Annotated in this window: 17 protein-coding genes; 7 read left to right on the plus strand and 10 right to left on the minus strand. The window is 70.6% G+C overall.

Going from position 1 to position 20521, the window contains the following annotated elements:
• Positions 1-11: 11 nt before the first annotated feature.
• From ACIG0D_RS20750 to ACIG0D_RS20780, 7 genes are all read right to left on the minus strand, one after another.
• Positions 12-959 carry a serine/threonine protein kinase gene (locus ACIG0D_RS20750; RefSeq protein ID WP_399802800.1) on the minus strand — a complete coding sequence of 316 codons (948 nt, stop codon included), beginning with the start codon at positions 957-959 and terminating at the stop codon, positions 12-14.
• 35 nt (positions 960-994) lie between these two features.
• Positions 995-2215, minus strand: coding sequence for a S8 family serine peptidase (locus ACIG0D_RS20755; protein ID WP_399803345.1), 1221 nt, complete (start codon positions 2213-2215; stop codon positions 995-997).
• A gap of 112 nt (positions 2216-2327) precedes the next feature.
• A complete protein-coding gene (locus tag ACIG0D_RS20760; RefSeq protein ID WP_399802802.1) occupies positions 2328-2627 on the minus strand; it encodes a WXG100 family type VII secretion target in 300 nt (99 codons plus the stop codon).
• Positions 2628-2711: 84 nt separating this feature from the next.
• On the minus strand, positions 2712-3056 hold the full coding sequence (locus tag ACIG0D_RS20765; RefSeq protein WP_166002616.1) for a hypothetical protein: 345 nt from the start codon (positions 3054-3056) through the stop codon (positions 2712-2714).
• A 107-nt stretch (positions 3057-3163) separates the two neighbouring features.
• Positions 3164-4429, minus strand: a complete 1266-nt coding sequence (locus ACIG0D_RS20770; RefSeq protein ID WP_399802804.1) for a S8 family serine peptidase — start codon at positions 4427-4429, stop codon at positions 3164-3166.
• Between the two features lie 66 nt (positions 4430-4495).
• The gene (locus tag ACIG0D_RS20775) at positions 4496-6376 is read right to left on the minus strand and encodes a hypothetical protein (RefSeq protein WP_399802807.1); all 1881 of its coding nucleotides are present in this window, start codon (positions 6374-6376) and stop codon (positions 4496-4498) included.
• 3 nt (positions 6377-6379) lie between these two features.
• Positions 6380-6826, minus strand: a complete 447-nt coding sequence (locus tag ACIG0D_RS20780; protein ID WP_399802810.1) for a hypothetical protein — start codon at positions 6824-6826, stop codon at positions 6380-6382.
• 442 nt (positions 6827-7268) lie between these two features.
• Here ACIG0D_RS20780 and ACIG0D_RS20785 point away from each other — a divergent pair, with 442 nt between their 5' ends.
• The 4 genes from ACIG0D_RS20785 (at position 7269) to ACIG0D_RS20800 (ending at position 11419) form a co-directional block, all read left to right on the plus strand.
• Positions 7269-7790 (plus strand): hypothetical protein, encoded by a 522-nt coding sequence (locus ACIG0D_RS20785; RefSeq protein ID WP_399802812.1) that lies wholly within the window; start codon positions 7269-7271, stop codon positions 7788-7790.
• Positions 7791-7871: 81 nt separating this feature from the next.
• Positions 7872-10187, plus strand: coding sequence for a hypothetical protein (locus tag ACIG0D_RS20790; RefSeq protein ID WP_399802814.1), 2316 nt, complete (start codon positions 7872-7874; stop codon positions 10185-10187).
• A gap of 27 nt (positions 10188-10214) precedes the next feature.
• Positions 10215-10772 (plus strand): hypothetical protein, encoded by a 558-nt coding sequence (locus ACIG0D_RS20795; protein ID WP_399802816.1) that lies wholly within the window; start codon positions 10215-10217, stop codon positions 10770-10772.
• The gene (locus ACIG0D_RS20800; RefSeq protein ID WP_399802819.1) at positions 10769-11419 is read left to right on the plus strand and encodes a hypothetical protein; all 651 of its coding nucleotides are present in this window, start codon (positions 10769-10771) and stop codon (positions 11417-11419) included. Before ACIG0D_RS20795 ends, ACIG0D_RS20800 begins: the two co-directional genes overlap by 4 nt.
• Before the next feature lie 98 nt (positions 11420-11517).
• On the opposite strand, the gene ACIG0D_RS20805 is transcribed toward ACIG0D_RS20800, so the two are convergent.
• The 3 genes from ACIG0D_RS20805 to eccB are packed head-to-tail and all read right to left on the minus strand — an operon-like array spanning position 11518 to position 14573.
• Complete coding sequence (locus tag ACIG0D_RS20805; RefSeq protein ID WP_399802821.1) at positions 11518-11733, minus strand: hypothetical protein; 216 nt, start codon at positions 11731-11733, stop codon at positions 11518-11520.
• 19 nt (positions 11734-11752) lie between these two features.
• Positions 11753-13024, minus strand: coding sequence for a type VII secretion-associated serine protease mycosin (gene mycP / locus ACIG0D_RS20810; protein WP_399802824.1), 1272 nt, complete (start codon positions 13022-13024; stop codon positions 11753-11755).
• A gap of 22 nt (positions 13025-13046) precedes the next feature.
• Positions 13047-14573, minus strand: coding sequence for a type VII secretion protein EccB (eccB, locus tag ACIG0D_RS20815; RefSeq protein ID WP_399802827.1), 1527 nt, complete (start codon positions 14571-14573; stop codon positions 13047-13049).
• 206 nt (positions 14574-14779) lie between these two features.
• Here eccB and eccE point away from each other — a divergent pair, with 206 nt between their 5' ends.
• The 3 genes from eccE (at position 14780) to ACIG0D_RS20830 (ending at position 20445) form a co-directional block, all read left to right on the plus strand.
• Positions 14780-16117 carry a type VII secretion protein EccE gene (gene eccE, locus ACIG0D_RS20820; protein WP_399802829.1) on the plus strand — a complete coding sequence of 446 codons (1338 nt, stop codon included), beginning with the start codon at positions 14780-14782 and terminating at the stop codon, positions 16115-16117.
• Positions 16117-16923: a hypothetical protein gene (locus tag ACIG0D_RS20825; protein ID WP_399802832.1), complete on the plus strand. Its 807-nt coding sequence runs from the start codon at positions 16117-16119 to the stop codon at positions 16921-16923. Before eccE ends, ACIG0D_RS20825 begins: the two co-directional genes overlap by 1 nt.
• 345 nt (positions 16924-17268) lie before the next feature.
• Positions 17269-20445: an SCO5717 family growth-regulating ATPase gene (locus ACIG0D_RS20830; protein WP_399802835.1), complete on the plus strand. Its 3177-nt coding sequence runs from the start codon at positions 17269-17271 to the stop codon at positions 20443-20445.
• Positions 20446-20521 lie beyond the last annotated feature (76 nt).

Raw genomic sequence — 20521 nt, forward strand, 5'->3', positions numbered from 1 at the left:
TCTTCTTGTCGTCAGTGGTGGTGTCGAGGTACGGCGGTGCCTGGTGCGAGCGGTTCAGTCTCCGCGGAGAGTACGGCTGCCGACTGGTGGGCGAGGGCGGCGACGGTCCGCGCGGGCAGCCAGCCGGGACCGAGGAGTGACTCGGCGCGGGTGGCGGGCTCCCGGCCGGTCGGGGAGGGTGTCCCCCGGCTCGTCAGCTCCTCGACGACCTCGGCGAGCTGGGGGCGACGGGAGGGGTCCCGGGCCAGGCAACGGGGCACGAGCGAGCGCAGCGGCGGGGGCAGTTCGTCCCGTTCAGGCGCCGTGTAGCCGGTGGCGGCGTAGGCGAGCGTGGCGCCGAGGGCGTACACGTCGCCCAGCGGCCGCGGCCGGCCCCCGGCCGCCTGCTCGGGCGGAAGGCTGCCGGCGTCGAGCCCGGGAGCGTCGTGGCGTGGGGCGCCCTCGGGGGCGGCGGCCCGTACCGCGCCGTAGCAGGTGAGCCGCGGGCCGTCCGCGGTGAGCAGCACGGCGGCGGGACAGAGTCCGGCATGCGACAACTGCTGGCCGTGCAGGACGGCCAGCGTCTCCGCCAGGGCGACACCGAGGGCGCGTACCGTGCGCTCGGGCAGCGGGCCTCCGTGGACGGCGAGCGCGGTGGGGAGCGGAAGGGCGGGCACATACGGCCGGGCGTACCAGGGCCGGTCACCGGACGGGGCGAGTTCGGTGGCCGGGGAGGACCAGGGGCCGAGCAGATAGCGGGAGGCTTCGGCCTCGGCCATGAACCGCCGCGCGTCCACGGCCGGCAGAGGGGTGCTGAGCAGGACGGTGCGGTCACCGTCCGGACCGCGGGCGATGAACCGGTGTTCGGGGACGACCGCGCCCGGGGCGGTGTGCTTGTCGTCGAGCCGGGTGATGACCGTGTACGGCCCGATCCGGCGCGTCCTCGGACGGTGCCCGGCGGCCGAGGCGGGCGTGCTCACGTCGCTGTCTCCCTCACTTCGTTCCCCCACGTTCGTCACCGGGCGCGCCGCAGCCGCACGAGCGCCGTACCGGTGAGGGCGAGGCCGAGCACGGTGGCCGCGGCGGACAGGGCGAGCCAGAGGGGGTGGTAGTGGTTGCGGGGCGGGGCCGCCGAGGAGACGGTGCCCGAGTCCTCCGCCGAGGACTGCTCCGCGTCGTCGGCCGGTGTGGGCGAGGGCGTCGACGCGGACTCCGCCAGCAGGTTCCCGCCGTTCTCCTTGACGAGCGGATCGACGTCGGCGGGGCCGGGGTCGTAGTCGGCGTCAGCCAGGACCTTGCGGGGGCGGATCAGCCCGTAGCCCGCATAGCGGCTCGGCGTGTCCTTGGGCCATGAACGACTGGCCGTGTCGATCAGCGAGCGGGTGACCTGGTTCACCGACCAGTCGGGGTGGACGGACCAGATCAGCGCAGCCGCCGCCGAGACGAGGGCGGCGGCCGGCCGGGTGTCCGGCTCGCCGACGCAGTAGGAGCGGAAATTCGCGTCGCACCAGTGCGGGATCTTCTCGCCGGGCGCCGCGAGATCGACGTGGTCCCCGTCGGCGGCGTTCTTCGACACCGTGCCGGAGGAGTCCATGGACGTCACTCCCAGCACATACGGGTTCCTGGCCGGAAAGGCGATGGCGCGCTCCTCCCGGACTCCGTTCCCGACGGAGGCGATCAGCAGCTTGCCTTTCGACGCCGCGTAGTCGATGGCCGCCTGGTCGTTGCCCGTGAACCACTCCCAGCTGACGGAGATGTTGATGATCTTGGCGTCGGTGTCGGCCGCCGCCGTGATCGCCTCCGCCAGGTCGGGGGTCTTCCGCCGCTCCTCGTCGCCGGCGCGCAGCTCGTCCAGTTCGATGCGATACGGGACGATCCTGGCGCCCGGTGCGAGGCCCTTGAGCCCACCGCCCGCGCCCGTACCCGCGATCAGCTCGGCCATGGTCGTCCCGTTGCCGGTGTAGTCGTCGGTGGCGCGATAGCGGACGGCGTCGGGGACCTCGTCGATGAGGACCTGTCCCTTCAGCGCGGGTGTATCGGCGTTGACGCCGCTGTCGATGACGGCGACCTTGACGCCCTTCCCCGTGCCGGTCTTCCACATCCGCTCGGCCTGCATCGGGCCCAGATACCACTGCCGCGCTTGTGCGTCGGCCGCGGCGGCGCTCGGGGCGAGTCCCGTGGCCGTGACCGTGGCCATGGCAACCAGGGCTCCCACGAGCGCGCCGGCAGCACGCAGGCGCCGACTCCCTGGTGACTTCATGGTGTTGCTCGCCCCGTTCCCCGCACGACAACAGGGTGGGCGCCTCCCGCGCGCGCCCACCCCGCTGATGCCGTGATCCTGCCGTGTTCTACACGAAGTAGCTGGCGGCCTTCTTGTCGCCTTCCATGTACTCACCACCGGCCTGCGCGACGACGTGGCCGATGCCCATCAGGGCCTGGTGGATGTCGTTGGCTTCCTTGTCCCAGCGGCGCAGCTTCTCGTTGAACTGGTCCTGGGCCACACCCTGCCAGTACTGCTTGCTGTTCTCGACCAGCTGCCGAAGCTCCTGCAGATCCTGCTCGAGCGTCTTCGCCTCGTTGCCGATGGTGGTCGCGGTGATGTCCAGCGCGTCATAAGAGACGGAAAGTCCGTCGCCGTTACGGCCCATGCCTGCCTGCCTTGTCTCGCTCGTGTGCGGTGGGTGATGTGCGGTGAGGTGCCCTGCTCAAGGCGCCTGAAGAGGTGGCTCGGTTCAGGACATCGAGCTGAAGGGAGACACCGTGGGAGCACCATCCTGAACGTTGATGCGGTTGACTGCGGCGCGGACCTCGTCTTCCTTCGTGTCCTTGATGTTGCGCGCCGTGGTCATGTTCTCCATGACCTCACCGAGGATGCCGCCGATCGCCTGCAGCGACGTGTTGATCTCGTACTGCTTCTTGTCGAATTCGGCACGGCCGATACCGTCCCACTGACCGCCCTCGAGGCTGTCGATGACGCCCTGAAGGTTGTGCACCCGCTTGCGGATGTTCTCGTACTTCTCGTACATCTGCTTCTGCAGCTTGATTACTGCTGCATCTTCGAGTTTCTGGTCCGCCATGGGCCTTCCCTTCGTCTGTCTGTCTTCCGGTTGATCGGTTTCAGATGGCGAGCCCGCACCCAGGGGTGCGGGCCCGCCTGGCCACTCGGCTGGGATCGCTGGTCACGTCACCTGGCGCGCCGGGCCCGCAGCACGGCGGCGCCGACGCCACCGATGACGAGCACCGCGGCTGCGCCGCCCAGCACGATCCAGAGAGTGTTGCTGTCGTCGGCGGCCGCTTCGGTGCTGGATCCTGCCGCCGATGTGCCGCCGGTTGAAGATTTTCCGGGGGCCTGTGACGCACCTGATGCAGAACCGGACGGCGCGGTCGAGGACTTGTCCCCGCCGTCTGCGTTTTCGGCGCTGTCCGTGTTGGCCGCGTCCCGCGCCCCCGCCTTGGCGAGCACGTCACCGCCGTTGATCTTGGCCAGCGGGTCGACGTCCGGCGCACCCGGGTCGTAGGAGGGGTCGGCCAGGACGACTCGGGGACGGATGAACCCGTAGCCCGCGTACTTGCTCGGCGTGTCCTTGGGCCAGCCGCGGCCGGCGGTGTCGAGCAGGGCTCGGGTGACCTGGTTGACGGTCCAGTCGGGGTGGGCGGACCAGATCAGCGCTGCCGCCGCCGAGACGAGGGCCGTGGCTTGACTGCTTCCCCGGGACTTACAGTACGAACGGAAGGTCTCGTCGCACCACTCCGGGACGTCCACGCCGGGCGCCACGAGGTCGGTGTAACCGTCGGACGACTCCTTCGAGAACTTCGCCACCTTGTAATGGGAGTCGGCTGCTCCGACACCCAGCACGTAGGGGTACATCGCCGGCACGTCGGGGGCACCATCGTTGCCTACGGATGCGACAAGCAGCTTGCCCTTGGAGGCGGCGTATTTGACGGCGGCCTCGCTCTCAGCGGACGACATGCCCCCGAAGGACATGTTGATGATCTTCGCGTCGCTGTCAGCCGCGGCCTTCAGCGCCACCTCGGGCGGGGTCTCCTTGTCGGCTTCCTCCCCCACGATTTCCCACAGCATGCGCACTCGGTACGGGACGACCTTGGCTCCAGGGGCCAACCCCTTGATGCCACCGTCCGCTCCCGTGCCGACGATCAGCTCAGCCATGGTCGTTCCGTGGCCGAGATAGTCATCAGTGGCCCCGTACGCGACCGATTTGGGGACTTCGTCGGCCAGAACCTGTCCCTTCAGCGAGGGAGTGTTCGGGTTCACCCCGGAGTCGAGGACAGCGATCTTGACGCCCTCGCCCTTGGTGACCTTCCACATCTGCTCGGTCTGCATCGGCCCCAGATACCACTGCATCGACTGGCCGTCAGCCGCCGAGGCGTTCGGGGCCAGCCCCAGGCTCACGGCAGCCAGGGCGCCGACGACCGCGCCCGCGGCACGCACTCGCCTACCGCACCATGTCCCGAGGAGCGTCCCTGACTTCATGGCGTTCTCAGTCCTCGCTAGCGCTCAGTTGACGACCGGCGGCACGTCACGCCGGGGCTTGTCGGGCAGATGGGTCTCCGGGTGTTCACCCACGTGGTCGGGACGCGGTGTTCCCTGCGTGTCTCTCTCGTCGTCGGGTTTGCCCTTGTCACCGGTCCGGCGGGCAAGGCCGGCGCCTCCACGCGTCATGCCGTTCCGCTCGGCCTGCACTGCGGAGTTGCGGCCGGCCGGGCTGCCGGTCACAGGCTTCGCCGCTCCCGTGGCGCCGCCGCGCGAGGCACCGGCGGCACCCGCGCCGGGCCGTGCTCCTGCCGGAGGAGCTCCGATGACACCGCGCTGTCCGGCGCCGGTCGACGGCCGGGGAGTGGCCGTCGGGCCAGTACCGATCACCGTGCCACGAGGGATCCTCGGCCCGCCCTTGGCCGCCGCGCCGCCGGTGGCCGTGGGCCGCCCACCGACAACGCCGTTCGCACGGCCGGCTCCTGTGGCCGGCCCGGCATTCCCTCGCGCGCCTGGCGTGCCGCTGGTGCGCGGGGTCCCTCCGGACACACCCGCCTGTCCCATGGGGAACGGCTTCGAACCGGAGCCGGCTCCCCTGCCGGGCGCCTGCCCTGTCGGGGTGGCACGCCCCATCTGCTGGGCGGCACCGGGCCCCGTCGTGCGGCCCATCTGCTGCGCACCGCCAGACCCCGTCGTACGTCCCGTCTGCTGCGCGGTCCCAGGACCTGTGGCACGCCCCATCTGCTGCGCGGCCCCGGGGCCCGTCGTGCGGCCGGTGGCGGAGTTGACCGGGCCGGGCTGGGAACGTCCCTGCGCGGTGACGGGGGCACGCAGGCCGCTCGTTCCACTCGGCGTCCTGCCGGTGGACCTGCCGGGGACCGAGGGCACGTACGGGCCGAACGTGCTGGGCTGGCTCGCGGTGGGCGGGGTACCGGTGACCGGCGGCGTGTGCCCCGGTGTCGGTGTCGTCGTGGTCGGGGGCAACGTGCCGACGCTGTCGATGTTCGTGCCGACATGGTCGTCCGGAAGCGTGACCGTCGTCCTGCCGGAGGTCGAGGGGGTCGGTGTGCCGCTGGAGTCGCTCACGCCGGAGCGGCCCTGCGACTCCGCCGGCGCGTGGTACTCGGCGGCATTCACCCCTCGGGGCGCACCGGAGACGGCTCCTCCTGGAGCCGCGCCTGTGCTCCTCATGGGTGGCACCCCGGCATTCGGCACATCCCCGAACGTCGGCGGCTTCTCCTGCAACGTCGCCAGCTGCTGGCTGGACACCGCGTAGTACGACGCCAGCCTGTTCATCTGGTTGATCGCCTCTTGGCGGTCCTTCTCCACCTTGACGGCAGCGTCGTAGTCGTCCTTCTTCGCGGCCTTCTCGGCGTCGGTGAAGTTCTCCGGACGCTTGAGGTTCTTGGGGTCACGAGCGGGCATGGCCTTGCGCACCGATGCCAGCCCCATCGCGGCGGCGACGAGCTGGTCGCCCGCCTTCCCCGCGAACTCGCTCAGTTCGGTCGAGCCCTTGACGAGCGACTCACCCCATTTACGGAAGGCCTCACCGGCCTCACCGACCCAAGGGACAGCCTTCATATCGGTGTCCAGCGTTTCCGCCGCGTCCGCGATCGCCTTCCGTGCGTCCAGCAGTGCTTTGCCGGACAACTCCAGGTCCTCGGGGTTCGCCTGCTCGACCAGGTCGATCATCTCGTTGAGGTCGAGGTTCTTTGCCGCGAAATCCGTGCTGTTGAAGACGGCCTTGCCCGGGGCGGTGGAACCGACCACCGCTCGGACGGGATCGATCACCAGACGGGGCAACACCCCCTGACCGCCCGAGTGCTCGACAGTCCGGGCGAGGTCGGCGAAGGAGTTCTGATTACGTGCGCGCTCCAGGTCTGCCTCGCGCTGCTCGTCAGTCATTCGTCAGGCCCCCATCCCGGACTCGACCTTGCGGGTGTACTTGCCACTCGTGCTCTGCTGGATCTCCTTGATCTCCGCCCGGATCTCATGGAACCGCCGACGCTGTTCGTCTTCGAGCTTCGCGTAGCCGTGGGCCGCGCCCTTGACCGCGATGCCGATCGCCTCGATGTGCAGGTGCAGCGTCTTGGACAGGATGGTGAGCTGCTCGTGGACGCTGTTGTACTGGGTGTACAGACTGTGAGCTTCGGGGAAGACGTCGACCCGACCGCTGCTCAGTGAAGACGCGCTGATGGTCTGTGCGCTCACCCTCTTCGGGTCGCCCGCCGACCCTTCAAGCCTCTGGAGGACCTCATCCACCTGAGAGACGAACTTCTTGAGCGCTTCATTGCTGGCCTCCAGGTCCGCCTTCCTGGCCGCCGACGCGCCCCCCACCATGTCCGCTGGCAGCACGACGCTCCTCCCCGTTTCCCCGTGACCTTCATCGGCCCCGATCAGATCCGGGCCGACCACTCGCTCGCCGTACGATCGCAAAGCGAGCTGCGCCAGACAACGCTTTTACCACTGTAGTCAACCTGCGCAACGGGTCCAACCGTGGTGTGTCCTAACTCAGTTACGAGACTCGTGTACGCCCCACCGTTTGACCGATTTGCCGCTTTGCGGAGACGCCGGGCACCCTGCCGCGAGGCCCCGTTTGCGATCTTCGCAACACCTCCACAGGCCGGTGGGACGATGTTCGCGAACCTTCACGCCAGGCAATCAACGCACAAAAGACCTGCCCCCCTCCTCCGCCGTACCCCGTTGCTAGGTTGGCCTTCAACTACAGCATCGGAACCAGGGCATCCACCTGACGCGAAGCTCCGGCAGTCGAGCAGTACGGGGAAAGGGTTCATCCATGGCATGGGACGAGTGGGAGCAACTCAAGAGTCAGGCTGCCGAGCGGCAGTCCACGCAGATGCAGTTGAACCAGCTCGACCCCGGTGACGGGTCGCCGGGCACGGCCGGGGGGCCGAGCAAGTACGGCGATCTGAAGGTCCCGAACACCTCGCTGACGAAGATCAGCAAGTCGGCGCACACCCTCTACAACGCGCTGTGGGACAAGGCGCGCGTCGCCGTCCCGAGCAGCGACTCGGCCGCCAGCGATCTGTCGAAGCAGGGCTTCGCGCTCGGGGCCGGGCTGCAGCATGTGTCGAACCGGTGGGAAGAGCAGCTCAAGTCCCTGATGGACGCCTGCGCGCAGATCACCAACCATCTGCAGGTCACCAAGAAGATCCACGCCGGCGGCGAGAACTTCATCGTGCGCCAGATGAGCAGCATCGACACCTTGGACGCCGGCTTCGACGAGCGGGTCGGGCAGCCCGGCGAGAAGAATCCCGTCTACGGAGAGAAGAAGGACGAGAAGAAGAAGGACGAGTAGCGGCGGACCGGCATCCACTTCACCGAGTCGTTCTCACTCATCCACTGCTCGACCGCTCGACACTTCTGGGGATTAAGGCCGATGGATCTCGAAACTCTGCGCGACGCCAACTTCAAGCTGCTCGACGACGCCGTCAAGGACTGGTCGACGCTGGTCAAGCACCTGGAAACGCTGAAGAAGGACGCCGAGGACGAACTGCACCAGGCCGCGAACAAGGCGGACTGGGCCGGCGTCAACGCTCAGGTGACGAAGGAGTTCATCGGCAAGACGGCCGGCGAGTTCAGCGACGCACACACGCAGGCCACGACCATCCACAAGATCCTCGAGGACACTCGGGGTGAGCTGAAGGGTTATCACCAGCAGCTCGTGGACGCCATTGAGGGCGGCCGGAAGAACAACCTGACCGTCATCGGCTACGAGGGCGGCTTCACCGTCACCACCAACGTGCCGCCGGAGGCCCGGGCGGCGCAGGACAAGGACAAGCAGTCCGAGATCACCGCGCTCCGCGACCAGCTCCAGAAGATCCTGAACAAGGCCACCGAGAGCGACAACTCGGCCAAGACCGTCCTCCAGGCCATCGCCGATCAGAGCAAGCTCGGATTCTCCGACGCTTCGTACAAGGACCGGGACAGCGCTGCCGAGGCCATCAAGCAGGCCGACGAGATGGCGAAGCTGGCGAGGAAGGACCCCAAGGACCTCACGCCCGAGGAGTTCGACCGGCTACTCAACGGGCTCAACAAGTACGGCAACGACGACCTGTTCGCCGAAAGGTTCACCACGACGCTCGGACCGCAGAAGACGCTGGAATTCTGGACCGGCGTCAACGACCCGCACCGGGGCAACTACGAGCTCGGGCAGCAGCGGCTGGAGAAGTTCGACGATCTGCAGCGCAGCCTCGGCACCACGCTCGCCAATGCCACGCAGAGCGACTCGGTCGCGATGACCGAGTGGAAGCGCACGATGATCGACATCGGCGACAAGCCGATCTACGGCAACAACGGCGGCGGCCCCATGGGCTTCCAGGTCATGAGCAACCTGATGCGGACCGGGGACTACGACGACCAGTTCCTGAAGGACTACGGCAACAAGCTCATGGCCACCGAGCGCAAGCTCACCGGCAACGGCGAGCACGCGAACATGGCGTGGCAGCACATGGGCATGGACCCGTGGCTGAACCGCATCGGCGAGGACAGCGGCTCCGACCCGCTCACCGGCTATCTGAAGGGCCTCTCCAACAGCCCGGACGCGGCGACCGACTTCTTCAACCAGGAGTTCATCAACAAGGACGACGAGGACAACCCCTTCGAGCGGGACACGGACGGCGACGAGAAGAAGGGCAAGGTCACCCTCTCCAACTTCCAGTACCTCTTCGAGGAGCGGGAGTGGCCGCAGGAGACCAACCTCAAGGGCGACGAGCTCCGCACGGGCGAGAACAACCTCGCCCTCGCGCTGGAGGCGGCCACCACGGGCCACCCCGCAGGCGAGATGCCGACCATCGACACGCCGGCGCACACCTCCGAGCAGTCCAGGCTCATGGAGAGCCTGGTCGCCTCGATCGCGGACGATCCGGAACGGCTCACCGGCCGGGGATTCATGACCGACAGCGTCGGACAGATCACTTCGGAGTACCTGCCCGACATCAACCGCTCCATGACCGATGTCGTGCGGGATCCGGACTCGGAGAAGTGGCGGGAGGTGGAGAAGCTGTACCCGGTCGCCGGCTCGGAAGCCAAGCTGGATCACACGTCCGTGAGCAAGCTGCTCTTCGCCGTCGGCCAGAACCCGGAAGGCTACGCCGCCGTCGAGGTCGGTCAGAAGGCGTACATGGGCAAGCTGATGGACTACCACCTGAACCCGGACCTGCCGGAGTCCCAGCGCCTCTCCGAGGACGAGGAGCTCGTCATCCGGCAGATCGCGGGCCGGTCGGGCGAGGTCTCGGGCACTCTCGCGCTGGGCGCGCAGGAGTACATCGGCAAGGAGGCCTCGGACAAGGACAAGGAATACGAGCACGCCGTCGCGCAGAAGAAGAACATCATCTCCGGCACGGTCGGCACCGTGGTAGGAGTCGGTACCTCCTTCGTCGCGACGCCCTGGGTCGGGGCGGCGGTCGGCGGCGCCGCCGGAACCGTCACCAGCACCGTCCTGGAATCGGTGTTCAAGGACGCCGAGGGTCACGCCATGGACCAGGCGCAGCAGACCGGCGGTCAGTACTGGCAGGAGGGCCTGATGAGGAACCTGACCATCACGGAGGACGCCGCCCGGACGGCCGCGGACAAGTACCACACGGTCGACACCGGCGACGCCGGTATCACCGCCCGTGAGGCGGCACGCCAGGGTTACCTCAACGCACGAGCCATCGTGGACGGACAGGCGCCCGGTAGCATCGCGGCCTTCTGATCGTCCGAGCCCGACGAAGGGGATCTTGTGAGTGCTGTTCGCCCTAGGCCTTCGCGACAGCGAGGCATGGTTGTCGTCCCGGCGATCGCTGTCCTTGTCGCCGCGCTCTCCGGGTGTGACGGCGACGAGTCCGAACGCGACTACGCGGTCCCGCAGGACCTGTGCGGAGTCGCTGTCGACGCCGGTGATCTCGGGCCGTTCCTCCCGGACGGCAAGGAGATCACCGTCCGGGACAAGTCCGGCGGGGGGACGAAGGTGTGCGAGGTCGTCGTGGACGACAAGCTCGCCCTGAGGGCCACGCAGGCATGGGTGGAGGAAGGGAAGACCACCGCCTACTTCGCCTCCAGCCAGTCACTCGAAGCCCCTGAGCACTCGGCAGAGGACGAGCGGTTCCGGTACTCGGGGAACGAGGCCTTCGGTAAGACCGAAGGATGCGTCGACACCGAGCAGCGCCAGGAGCTGTACACGGCGGTTCAGGCACAGAGCTCCGAACACAAGGACGCCGACGCGATGAAGCGCCTCATCACGGCGTACACGGACGAGGTCGAGGCCTCCCCGTCCTGCAAGGCCGGGGGGAAGGCGTGAACGGCTCCGCCCGTCGGCTCAGCCGGCATTCCCTCGCCCTGTGCGCCTGTGTCGCCCTCGTCGCCGGCTGCGGCGACAGCGCACAGGAGACGTCGCCTCTCGACGCCCGGCAGACGAAGGCCGTCCTTCCCAACGCCGAGGCCCTGCCCGGGTGGAAGGTCGGTCTCGAGCCCGTCGCCTATCCGCTGAAGAAGGCGAAGGAAATGGGAGTGGCCCGTTGTTACCAGGGGGCCGAGGAGTGCGCGAAGATCCAGTTCGCCGGGGTGTCGGAGGCCCACGGCAGCGGGAAGCCCAGTCTGGGCTTCGTGTTGATGACGTACGAGGACTCGGTCGCCGCGGAAAAGGCGTACGAGCCCGTGTGGAAGTCATGGAGCGAGCGCAGCATCGAGCGCCGCGAGCTGAGCCTCGGGGACATCGGGGACGAGAGCGATGCCGTGACGGGCTTGAGCGCTTCCTATGAGGCCGGGGCGAAGACCCTTTTCGCTCAGGTGCGGGTCGGCAGCGTCATCATGCTGACCCTGGGCGAGGCCGGGGCGGATATCGAACTTCAGAACTGGGTCAAGAAGTGCGCGGTCGTCTTCGCGGAGCGGGCGGAACAGGCGCAGCAGGGCGAGACACCTTACGCGACGCTCGATGACGTCGCCTGAAGAATCACATAGGACGCCTCACATAGGCCGTGGGCTCGGAGACCCCGTCCCCGCGCCCGCGGAATATCAGCGCGCCGTCCGCCCCGCCCTCGTGCGCATCAGTCGGACAGGGCCATGACCTGGACGTTCGCATAGACGACAAGCCCGGCCATGACGAGGAGGGTGATCCGGGCGACGACAAAGGCGGAGTCCGGGATATCCGGTGCCGAGGGGTTCAGGTTCGAGCGCCAAGTGCGTACCCGGTCCGCTTTGATGCAGGCCATGAGCACGCACACACCCGCGAGCACAAAGCCGAAAGCTGTCATGGTCGTCACACTCACAATCCAGGAACCGTCATAGGTGCCCGCCTGCCCGCACCCGCCGGCGCCTCGCGTCCCGTACCGCCACCGCCGTCCCGCTGAGCCCCGCCACCAGCACCAGGCCGCCGACCACCACATACGTCCCCAGGCGGGTGTTGCGTTCCTCCGGGGTCTCGCCGAAGTGGACGGGGGCCACCGACGGGGCCTCTACGCCGACCAGGTTCTCGGCCGGGCGGGGGGACTCGACCGGGTGGGCCGGGTCCACGTCCGTCAGGGCCTTGACCGGGTCGATGACGCCCCAGCCGACGAGGCGGTCGTGGCCGGGGATGGAGCGTTCCGCGGTCTGTTCGATCTGGGCGACGATCTGCTGGGCCGTCCACTTGGGGTACTTGGCCTTCAGGAGGGCGGCGACGCCGGCGACGTAGGGGGCGGAGAAGCTGGTGCCGTTGTCGGAGCAGTGGCCGTTGCCGGGGACGGTGGAGATCATGTCGACGCCGGGGGCGGCCACGCCCACGAACTCGCCCGACTGGGAGAAGGGGGCGCGTTCGTTGTTGCGGTCGGAGGCGGCCACCGCCAGGACACCTTCGTAAGACGCCGGGTAGGTGACCTTCACGTTGCCGCCGAGGCCGTCGTTGCCGGCGGAGGCGACGACGACCACCTGCTCGGCGAGGGCGGCGTCCACGGCCTGCTTCAGGCGTACGTCGGGCTCAACCGCGTTGGCCGTGTCCTGGGAGATGTTGATGACGTCCGCGCCCGCGTCGACCGCGTAGTTGATGGCGTCCGCGAGGGTCGCGGCCGTGCCGTTGCCCTCCGCGTCGTTCTGCTTGATCGGGATGATCGTGGCCTCGGGAGCCAGGCCCACGAAACCGGTTCCCTTGGCGGGGCGGGCGGCGATGATGCCGGCCACGCGGGTGCCGTGGCCGACGGTGTCCGTCGTCCCGCTCGCGTTTCCGCGGTCGATCTCCTCGCCCTTGCGGTTCTTCGCGGGGAGGAAGTTCTTGCCCTTGGAGACGTCGACCGCTTTCGCGAGCTGGGGGTTCTTGACGTCCACGCCCGTGTCGATGACGGCGACCTGGACGCCCTTGCCCTTCGACTGCGCCCACAGCTCGTCGAGGTTGACGCGCTGCAGCGCCCAGGGGCGGCCCTCGTACTTCTTCGACGGGAACGTGCACTGGCCGCCGTCGTCCGCCCGTGCCTCGGGGGCCGGGAGGGCGAGCTGGGTCGTCACCGTGAGGGCGGTCGTGGCGAGCAGGGCCGCCCTCACCGAGCGGCCCGTCAGCCGCCTCATCTCGCCTGCCTTCCGCATGAGTTCCACCACAGCCCTTCCGCTACGAGCCCTGCGGCTGCCGGGCCGCCGCCTCGGACAGGCGCGGGCCGGTGGGCAGGAACGTCGACCAGGCGGCGGGGACGGGCGTGGGAGCGACCTTCTCGTAGCCGAGCCGGGTCTGGGCGATCTTCGCCTCGGCCAGCTGCTGCTTGCGCTGCTCCTTGGAGGTGCCGATGCCCTTGTCGTCGGTGGCGCTGTCGCTGTTGGACTGCAGGGCGTAGCGCAGACCGGTGTCGGTGACCAGGAAGACGCTGCCGGCGGCGGTCTCCTGGCCCTGGAACTGGCGGTAGAGCTGCCCGGAGCCGGGGGTGACGTACGCGCTGGAGGAGCCGGTGGGCAGCTGGGCGGGGAAGTCGGTTCCCACCCAGGTGGACAGGGTCGTCTCGCCGGTCTTGGCGTCCACCGAGCGCAGCACGTTGCAGACGGTGTTGCGGCCGGTGGTGGCGCTGGTGCCGTTGTTGACCGTCTTCGGCTTGTACGCCGGCCACTTGCGGTCGCCGAGGAAGGTGGTGCTATCGACGACCGCGCCGGGGCTGACCTGCTGGGCCTCGCCGGTCTGGCCGACGGCGACGAGCTTGCCGCTGTTCAGGAGCAGGGTGGCGGTGAATTCGCTGATCCGGGCGACCTCACCGGGGAGCACGACGTAGTACTGCATGCGCGTGCCGTCGTACGCCTTGATGACCATGCCGACCTTGTCGTACTGCCCGAGGCTGTCGGAGGCGTTGGCCGGGGCACCGGGCGTGCCCTTGATGGACGGGATCGTCAGCGGGTCGCCCTTGTGGAGGGTGTCGAGCCAGTCCTGGGAGACGCGCTGCGGGGCTCGGCCCTGGGTGTCGAGGGCCTTGAGGAGTTCCTTGTCGTCAGGGTCGGCGAGCGGGTAGGCCCAGCCGCGTGAGTCGACGACGTACTGCGTCTTGCCGTCCGGGCCGACGACGTACATCAGGTCGCCGCCCCTCAGCTCGTTGCGGCCCTCGGTCTTCGGCCACTCCTTCTCGGCGAGGACGAAGGCGGCCTTCTGGATGGCCCGGCCGCCGTCGCTGGGGCGCTCGCAGACGGCCCAGCGCTTGGCCTTCTCGGCCTCTCCGGCCGACGGCAGGCGGTCGGGGGCGTAGGGGATGCCGATGGTGGCGCCGTGCGGGGGCTTGCCGCTGTCGAGGACCTTCTCGTCGACCGTGATGATGCTGTTCTTGTCGGGGTCCAGAAGCAGCTTGGCGGAGGCCATGTTGAGCACCGGGTGCAGCTGCTTCTTGCCCTTCGTCTTCAGGACGACGTAGCGGGTGGTCGAGTCGCTGGCGACGATGACGTGTTCGCCCGGGTTGTCCCAGCCCTTGGGCGCGGTCGGGCTGAACAGGCCGATGGCGCCGAACACCGCGAGGATCACCACACCGACGACCGCGCCGGGCCAGACCGCGCTGAGCGGCTTCGGCGCGCCCTCCTCCGAGCCCGACGGCGAAGGCCGCAGGAACGACGCGAGTGTGCGCCGCTTCGCGAAGGTGTAGGCGTTGAGTTCATCGCGGCGTGATGCCATCTGTGTCCGCTCTCTCCCCGTTGCGGAGCCCTGGGGACGGTCACTGTGCCGTCGCCCGCCCTTGGTTGCCTCTGGTGCCTCGGTTGTCAGACCCGGCCCCTACTATGCCTGTTGCGTGGACGTGCGTGTGTCATGGGTCGGGCGCTCAGGACTCGCAGGAGCGTGTGCACAAGGGCTTTCGGGAGAGATTCGGGGGTTTTGGAGTGATGGCTTCCGCACCGCGGACCCGGTCGCGATCGCAATCGAGGTCACGATCGGGCCGATCGGGCAGCGCCGGTCCGGCGGGGTCCCGCGGCCCGGCCGCCCCCACGGGGGCTGTCACGCCGCATCTCAGGGCGCGTTCGGGGCGCGGGGGTTCGTTCGCCGTGCAGCGGCTGGTGCTGCTGGAACTGGCGGCGGCTCTCGTGGTCTGCGGCTGGCTGATCGGGACGTACGCGCTGATCCCGGCCGCCGTCGTCGCCGTAGTGCTGGTCGTGCTCGCGCTCGTACGGCGCCGGGGGCGCTCCCTGCCCGAGTGGCTGGCCGGCGTGCAGGCGCTGCGCGCGCGCCGTCGCAAGGCCGCGAACACCCCGGTGCCGCCGGGCACCGACTCCGGTCTCGCCCCCGCCGTCGAGTGCGACCCGAGCCTGCGGACGTACAGCTACAGCCGTGGCAACGACCGTGACCGGCGCCCCGTGGGCATGGTCGGCGACGGCGGCTTCCTGACCGCGGTCCTCCAGGTGGAGGCCGACTTCGGCGCCCTGCGCGCCGAGCGCAGCCGCAGACCGCTGCCCCTCGCGCTGGTGCGGGACGCACTGGATGTCGACGGAATCCGCCTGGAATCCGCACAAGTGGTGCTGCACACCCAGCCCGCGCCCGCGCCGCATCTGCCGCAGCAGTCGGTCGTGGTGACCAACTACACACAGCTCCAGGCGCAGACCGCCTCTCCGGCCGTCCGCATCATGTGGATCGCGCTGAAGCTGGACCCCGAGCTGTGCCCGGAGGCCGTGGCCGCGCGCGGCGGTGGACTCGTCGGCGCGCAGAAGTGCCTGGTGCGCTCGGCGGAGCATCTGGCCAGCCGGCTGACCGGTGCCGGATTCCAGGTGAGCGTGCTCACCGAGGAGGAGGTCACGGCCGCCATCGCCACGTCCGCGTGCGCCAACCCGATGGTGACCGCGCAGGCCGGGCAGAGCGACGCGCCCCGGCGGCGGACCGAGGAGACCAGCCGGAGCTGGCGCTGCGACAACCGCCGGCACACGACGTACTGGGTGCGCCGCTGGCCGCCGCTCGGCGGTTCCGGGACCGGACTGCCGCAGCTGGTGGCCCAGTTGACGGCCGTGCCCGCACTGGCGACGACGCTCAGCCTGACCCTGTCCCGCGGCGGGCGGCAGGAGGTCGCCCTCACCGGACATGTGCGGGTCACCGGGCGCAGCAGCACCGAACTGGCCGCCTCCCGCCGGGAACTGGAGCGCGTGGCCCGGCAGGCGCGGACCGGTCTCGCCCGTCTCGACCGGGAACAGCTGCCCGGAGTTCTGGCCACCCTGCCGCTCGGAGGTGCCCGCTGATGGCCGCCATGTCGACCCCGTCCGCACCGGCCCCTGCCGCCTCGCCCCGCACCCCCGTCAGCGGCGGGGACGCCGGCGGCGGGCGCGGCGCCGGACTCGCGGAGCGGCTGCGCACCGGTTTCGGGCTGCTCGGCCCCCGGCATCCGCGGCACACGCTGTCCGTCGACGAGTTCGACGCGCTGACGCTGCCCATCGGTGACGACGGCGTCGTCGTCGGCGTCACCGCCGAGGGCCACCCCGCCGTGCTCGGCGTGAACCGTCCCACGCCCTACGACGTGCTGCTCATCGGCGGTTTGTGGACGGCCCAGGTGCTCGCGCTGCGCGCGGCGGCGACCGGCGCGCGGGTGGCCGTCGAGACCGGCCGCCCCCAGCACTGGGCGCAGGTGGTGCAGGCGGTGGGCGGCGGCCAGTCCGGGATGACCGTGCACGAGGTGGGCCGGGTTCCTCCGCTCGGCGCCTCGGCGGGCAGCCCGGTCCTGGTCATCCGGGACTGCGGTATGCGGCCCCCGCGCGGGCGTGTGGTGTCGGCGCCCTGGCAGTCGGTGCTGACGCTGTTGCCCTATCTCAGCCCGGTGGCGCCCCGGTTGATGCGGCAGGCGCGGCTGATCGGCGTGCAGCGGGTGTCGCCGGACGAGGCGGCGGAGATCGGGCGCGTCATCGGCCTGCCGCGCGCGGAGTACGAGCCGCTGCCGACGCTCGCCGACGGCGTCACCCTGTGGTGCACGGACGGCGACCGCCAGTACGTCGTCACCCAGCCCACGGACGCCGAGATCGGTCTGCTGGGTGTGGCCCGCCGGATGGACTGACGCCGCAGGACAAGGGGGGAGGAGGACCGGGGGACGACGGGGAGGCGACGGGGAGGCGACGGGGGACGACGGGGAGGACGACCGGAGTAGAACCGGCCTGAACCGCTCGACGCGGCTGCCGATTCGAGGGCGACCGCCCGGCTTTGTTCCGGACGTGCATCAGGGGCAGACGCGCCTGCCGTGCCCGGCCCTTTCTTGATTAGGCTGGGGCGGGGCACGAAGCGAGTACCCGGCACAGGGGGATGCGCGTTCCGGGGGTGACCCGGGGGGACAGCCCATGAATCGAACGACAGCAATGGTCGCCCCAGCACGCTATGAGGGTGCTCGACCACACCAGGAGGAACTGTGAGCAGCGATCGGGACGGGATCCGCGGGGGCTGGGCGACGCCCGGCGATGACCAGCCCGACGCGGAGGCCGCCGTCGAGGCGACGGGTGAGTTCACCATCGACTACGCACCGCCTGCCTGGTACACGCAGAACGCGTCGGGGGCTTCGGACGGGGCGGGTTTCCCGGGGGCTCCGGGAGCTTCAGGGACCTCGGGAACTCCGGGGACTTCGGGGACTTCGGGGGTGTCCGTTCCGGGCCCCGCGACTCCTCCGGCGCCGACCGTGCCGCCCACGGCTCCGCCTGCGATGAGCCCGCCCGCTCCACCTGCTCCCCCCGCCGCGGCTGCCCCGTTCGCCCCGCCCGCCGCCGATCCCACGCCGCCCACCGGGAGCCCCCTGCCGCTGCCCAGGCTGCCCGAGGGCAGCGGATTCGAGCCGCAGCATCCCGAGCCGTCGCAGGCGCAGGCGCAGCAGCCGTCGGCTCCCGTCACCGCTCCCCCGGCTCCGTCGGCTCCCGTCGCCGCTCCCCCGGCTCCGTCGGCCTCCGACGAGAACGGCCCCGGCAACGGTGACCTGGAGAGCGGCGCCACCATGCGGTTCTCCGCCGCCGCGCTGAAGCGGGAGATCGAGGAGCGGGCCGCGGCGGCCGTGGCCGAGACCCGGCAGGAAGCGCCGAGTGAGGGCGCGGGCGCGCAGGACGGCGCGAACGACGCCGAGAGCGCCGGGAACACCCCGGGCGCCGAGGGCGGCTCCGGTGAGTCCGCCGTCACCGACGGCGAGTTGAAGCCCGGCGACGGCACCCCGGACGACGCCGCGACCGCCGACGCCCAGGACCCGAACGAGGCCGACGGTAGCGAGCGGGAGGAGGGCACCGAGCCCTCGGCGACCGACTCCTCGGCCGCCGAGCCGGAGCACCCCGCCGCCCCCACGGACACCGACGCGGACGCGGACGCGGAGGCCACCACCACCGAGGACGCCACTGCCCCGGCGGGCGATGCCCACGCCATCGCCCCCGAGGCCGACGCCCCGACGGACCCTCAGTCCGCCGAACCCGCCTCGCAGGCCGCCGCCTCGGGCGAGCCCCAGCCCGCCGAGGCAACCGCGCAAACCCCCCAGACCCCCCAGGCGCCGCAGGCTCCGCAGGACGCCCCCGCCCCCTGGGCTCCCCAGCCGGCCGCGCAGGGCGTGCCGCCGCTGCCGCCGTCGTATCAGCCGGCCGCCCCGGCCCCGGCCGCCCAGTGGCCCGCGCAGCCCCAGCCGCAGCCGCAGGCCCAGCCCCATCCCCAGGCACAGCCCCAGCCGCAGCCCTCGGCCGCGCCGGGCCAGCCGTTCGTGCCCGGACAGCAGCAGCCGCCCGCCGCCCCCATGCCGCAGGCGCATCAGCCCGCGCCCGCCGCCTGGAACCAGACACCCGGACAGCCCCCGGCCCACCCCGCCGCCCCGTCGGAGCACCAGCCGCCCTCCGCCCCCATGCCGCCCGCGCAGCCCGGCTACGGCTTCCCGCAGCCCGGCATGCCCCCGGCCCAGGGTGGTTACGGCTTCCCCCACCCGACCGGCACCCCGGCCCCGCCCGCACCCGACGCGCACGGCGGATACGGCTTCCCGCAGCCGCCCGCCCAGCAGGGCCGGCCGGGCGTACCCCCGCAGGCGACACCGCAGCAGCCGCTGCCGCCCCAGCAGTCCACGCCGCCGGAGCACTCCCAGGCTCCCCAGCCGCACGGGCCCCAGCCGCACGGCCCGCAGACCCCGCAGCCCCAACCCCCGTACGGCCAGCCGCCGGTGGACCCCCGCACCGGTGCCGCGTGGCCGCAGCCGGTGCAGCACGACCAGCGGCAGCCCACCAACCCCGGTGCCGCGCCGCTCGGTTACACGGCGGCCGTGGAGCTGTCCTCGGACCGGCTGCTCAACACCCGCAAGCAGAAGGCGAAGAGCAGCCGCCCGACGGCCGGCGGCGGCCGGTTCAAGCTGGGCGGGAAGAAGGAGGAGGCCGAGCGGCAGCGGAAGCTGGAGCTGATCCGCACGCCGGTGCTCTCCTGCTACCGCATCGCGGTCATCAGCCTCAAGGGCGGCGTCGGCAAGACGACCACGACGACCGCGCTCGGCTCCACGCTGGCCTCCGAGCGGCAGGACAAGATCCTCGCGATCGACGCCAACCCGGACGCCGGCACGCTCGGCCGCCGGGTGCGCCGCGAGACCGGGGCCACCATCCGTGACCTGGTCCAGGCGATCCCGTACCTCAACTCGTACATGGACATCCGGCGGTTCACCTCGCAGGCCCCCTCCGGCCTGGAGATCATCGCCAACGACGTCGACCCGGCCGTCTCCACGACGTTCAACGACGAGGACTACCGGCGCGCGATCGACGTCCTCGGCCGGCAGTACCCGATCATCCTCACCGACTCGGGCACCGGCCTGCTCTACAGCGCCATGCGCGGTGTGCTCGACCTCGCCGACCAGCTCATCATCATCTCCACGCCGTCCGTGGACGGCGCGAGCAGTGCGAGCACGACGCTGGACTGGCTGTCCGCGCACGGGTACGCCGACCTGGTCGCCCGCTCGATCACCGTCATCTCCGGGGTCCGCGAGACCGGAAAGATGATCAAGGTCGAGGACATCGTGGCGCACTTCGAGACCCGCTGCCGCGGTGTGGTGGTCGTCCCCTTCGACGAGCATCTGGCCGCCGGTGCCGAGGTCGACCTCGACATGATGCGCCCGAAGGTGCGCGAGGCGTACTTCAACCTCGCCGCCATGGTCGCCGAGGACTTCACCCGTCACCAGCAGGCGCAGGGCCTGTGGACCAGCGACGGCAACCCGCCCCCGGTGGCGGCCCCGCCGATGCCGGGCCAGCAGATGCCGGGCCAGCAGATGCCGGGCCAGCCCATGCCCGGCCAGCCGTTCCCGGGCCAGCCGCCCGTCCCCGGCCAGCCCGTCCCCGGGCAGCCGATGCCGGGTCAGCCCGTGCCCGGTCAGCCCGTTCCCGGCGCCCCCTACGGCCAGCCGGGACAGCCCGCCCAGCCGGGCCAGCAGCCGTACGCACCTCCGGCCCAGCCCTACGCCCAGCCCGGCCAGCAGCCCTACCCGCCGCAGCCCGGCCAGCCGTACCCGCCCCAGCAGGAACAGCCGGGCCAGCAGCCCGGTCAGCCCGGTCAGTCGGGCCAGCCCGGCCAGGGCCAGGCCCAGCCGCCCCAGCAGTAACCCCGGTAATCCCGCACGCCCACCCCCAGGCGCATGACAAAGGCGGCCGGTGCCCCCGAGGCACCGGCCGCCTTCA

Origin of the sequence: Streptomyces sp. NPDC052773, assembly GCF_044547145.1 — a bacterium.
Lineage (GTDB): Bacteria > Actinomycetota > Actinomycetes > Streptomycetales > Streptomycetaceae > Streptomyces.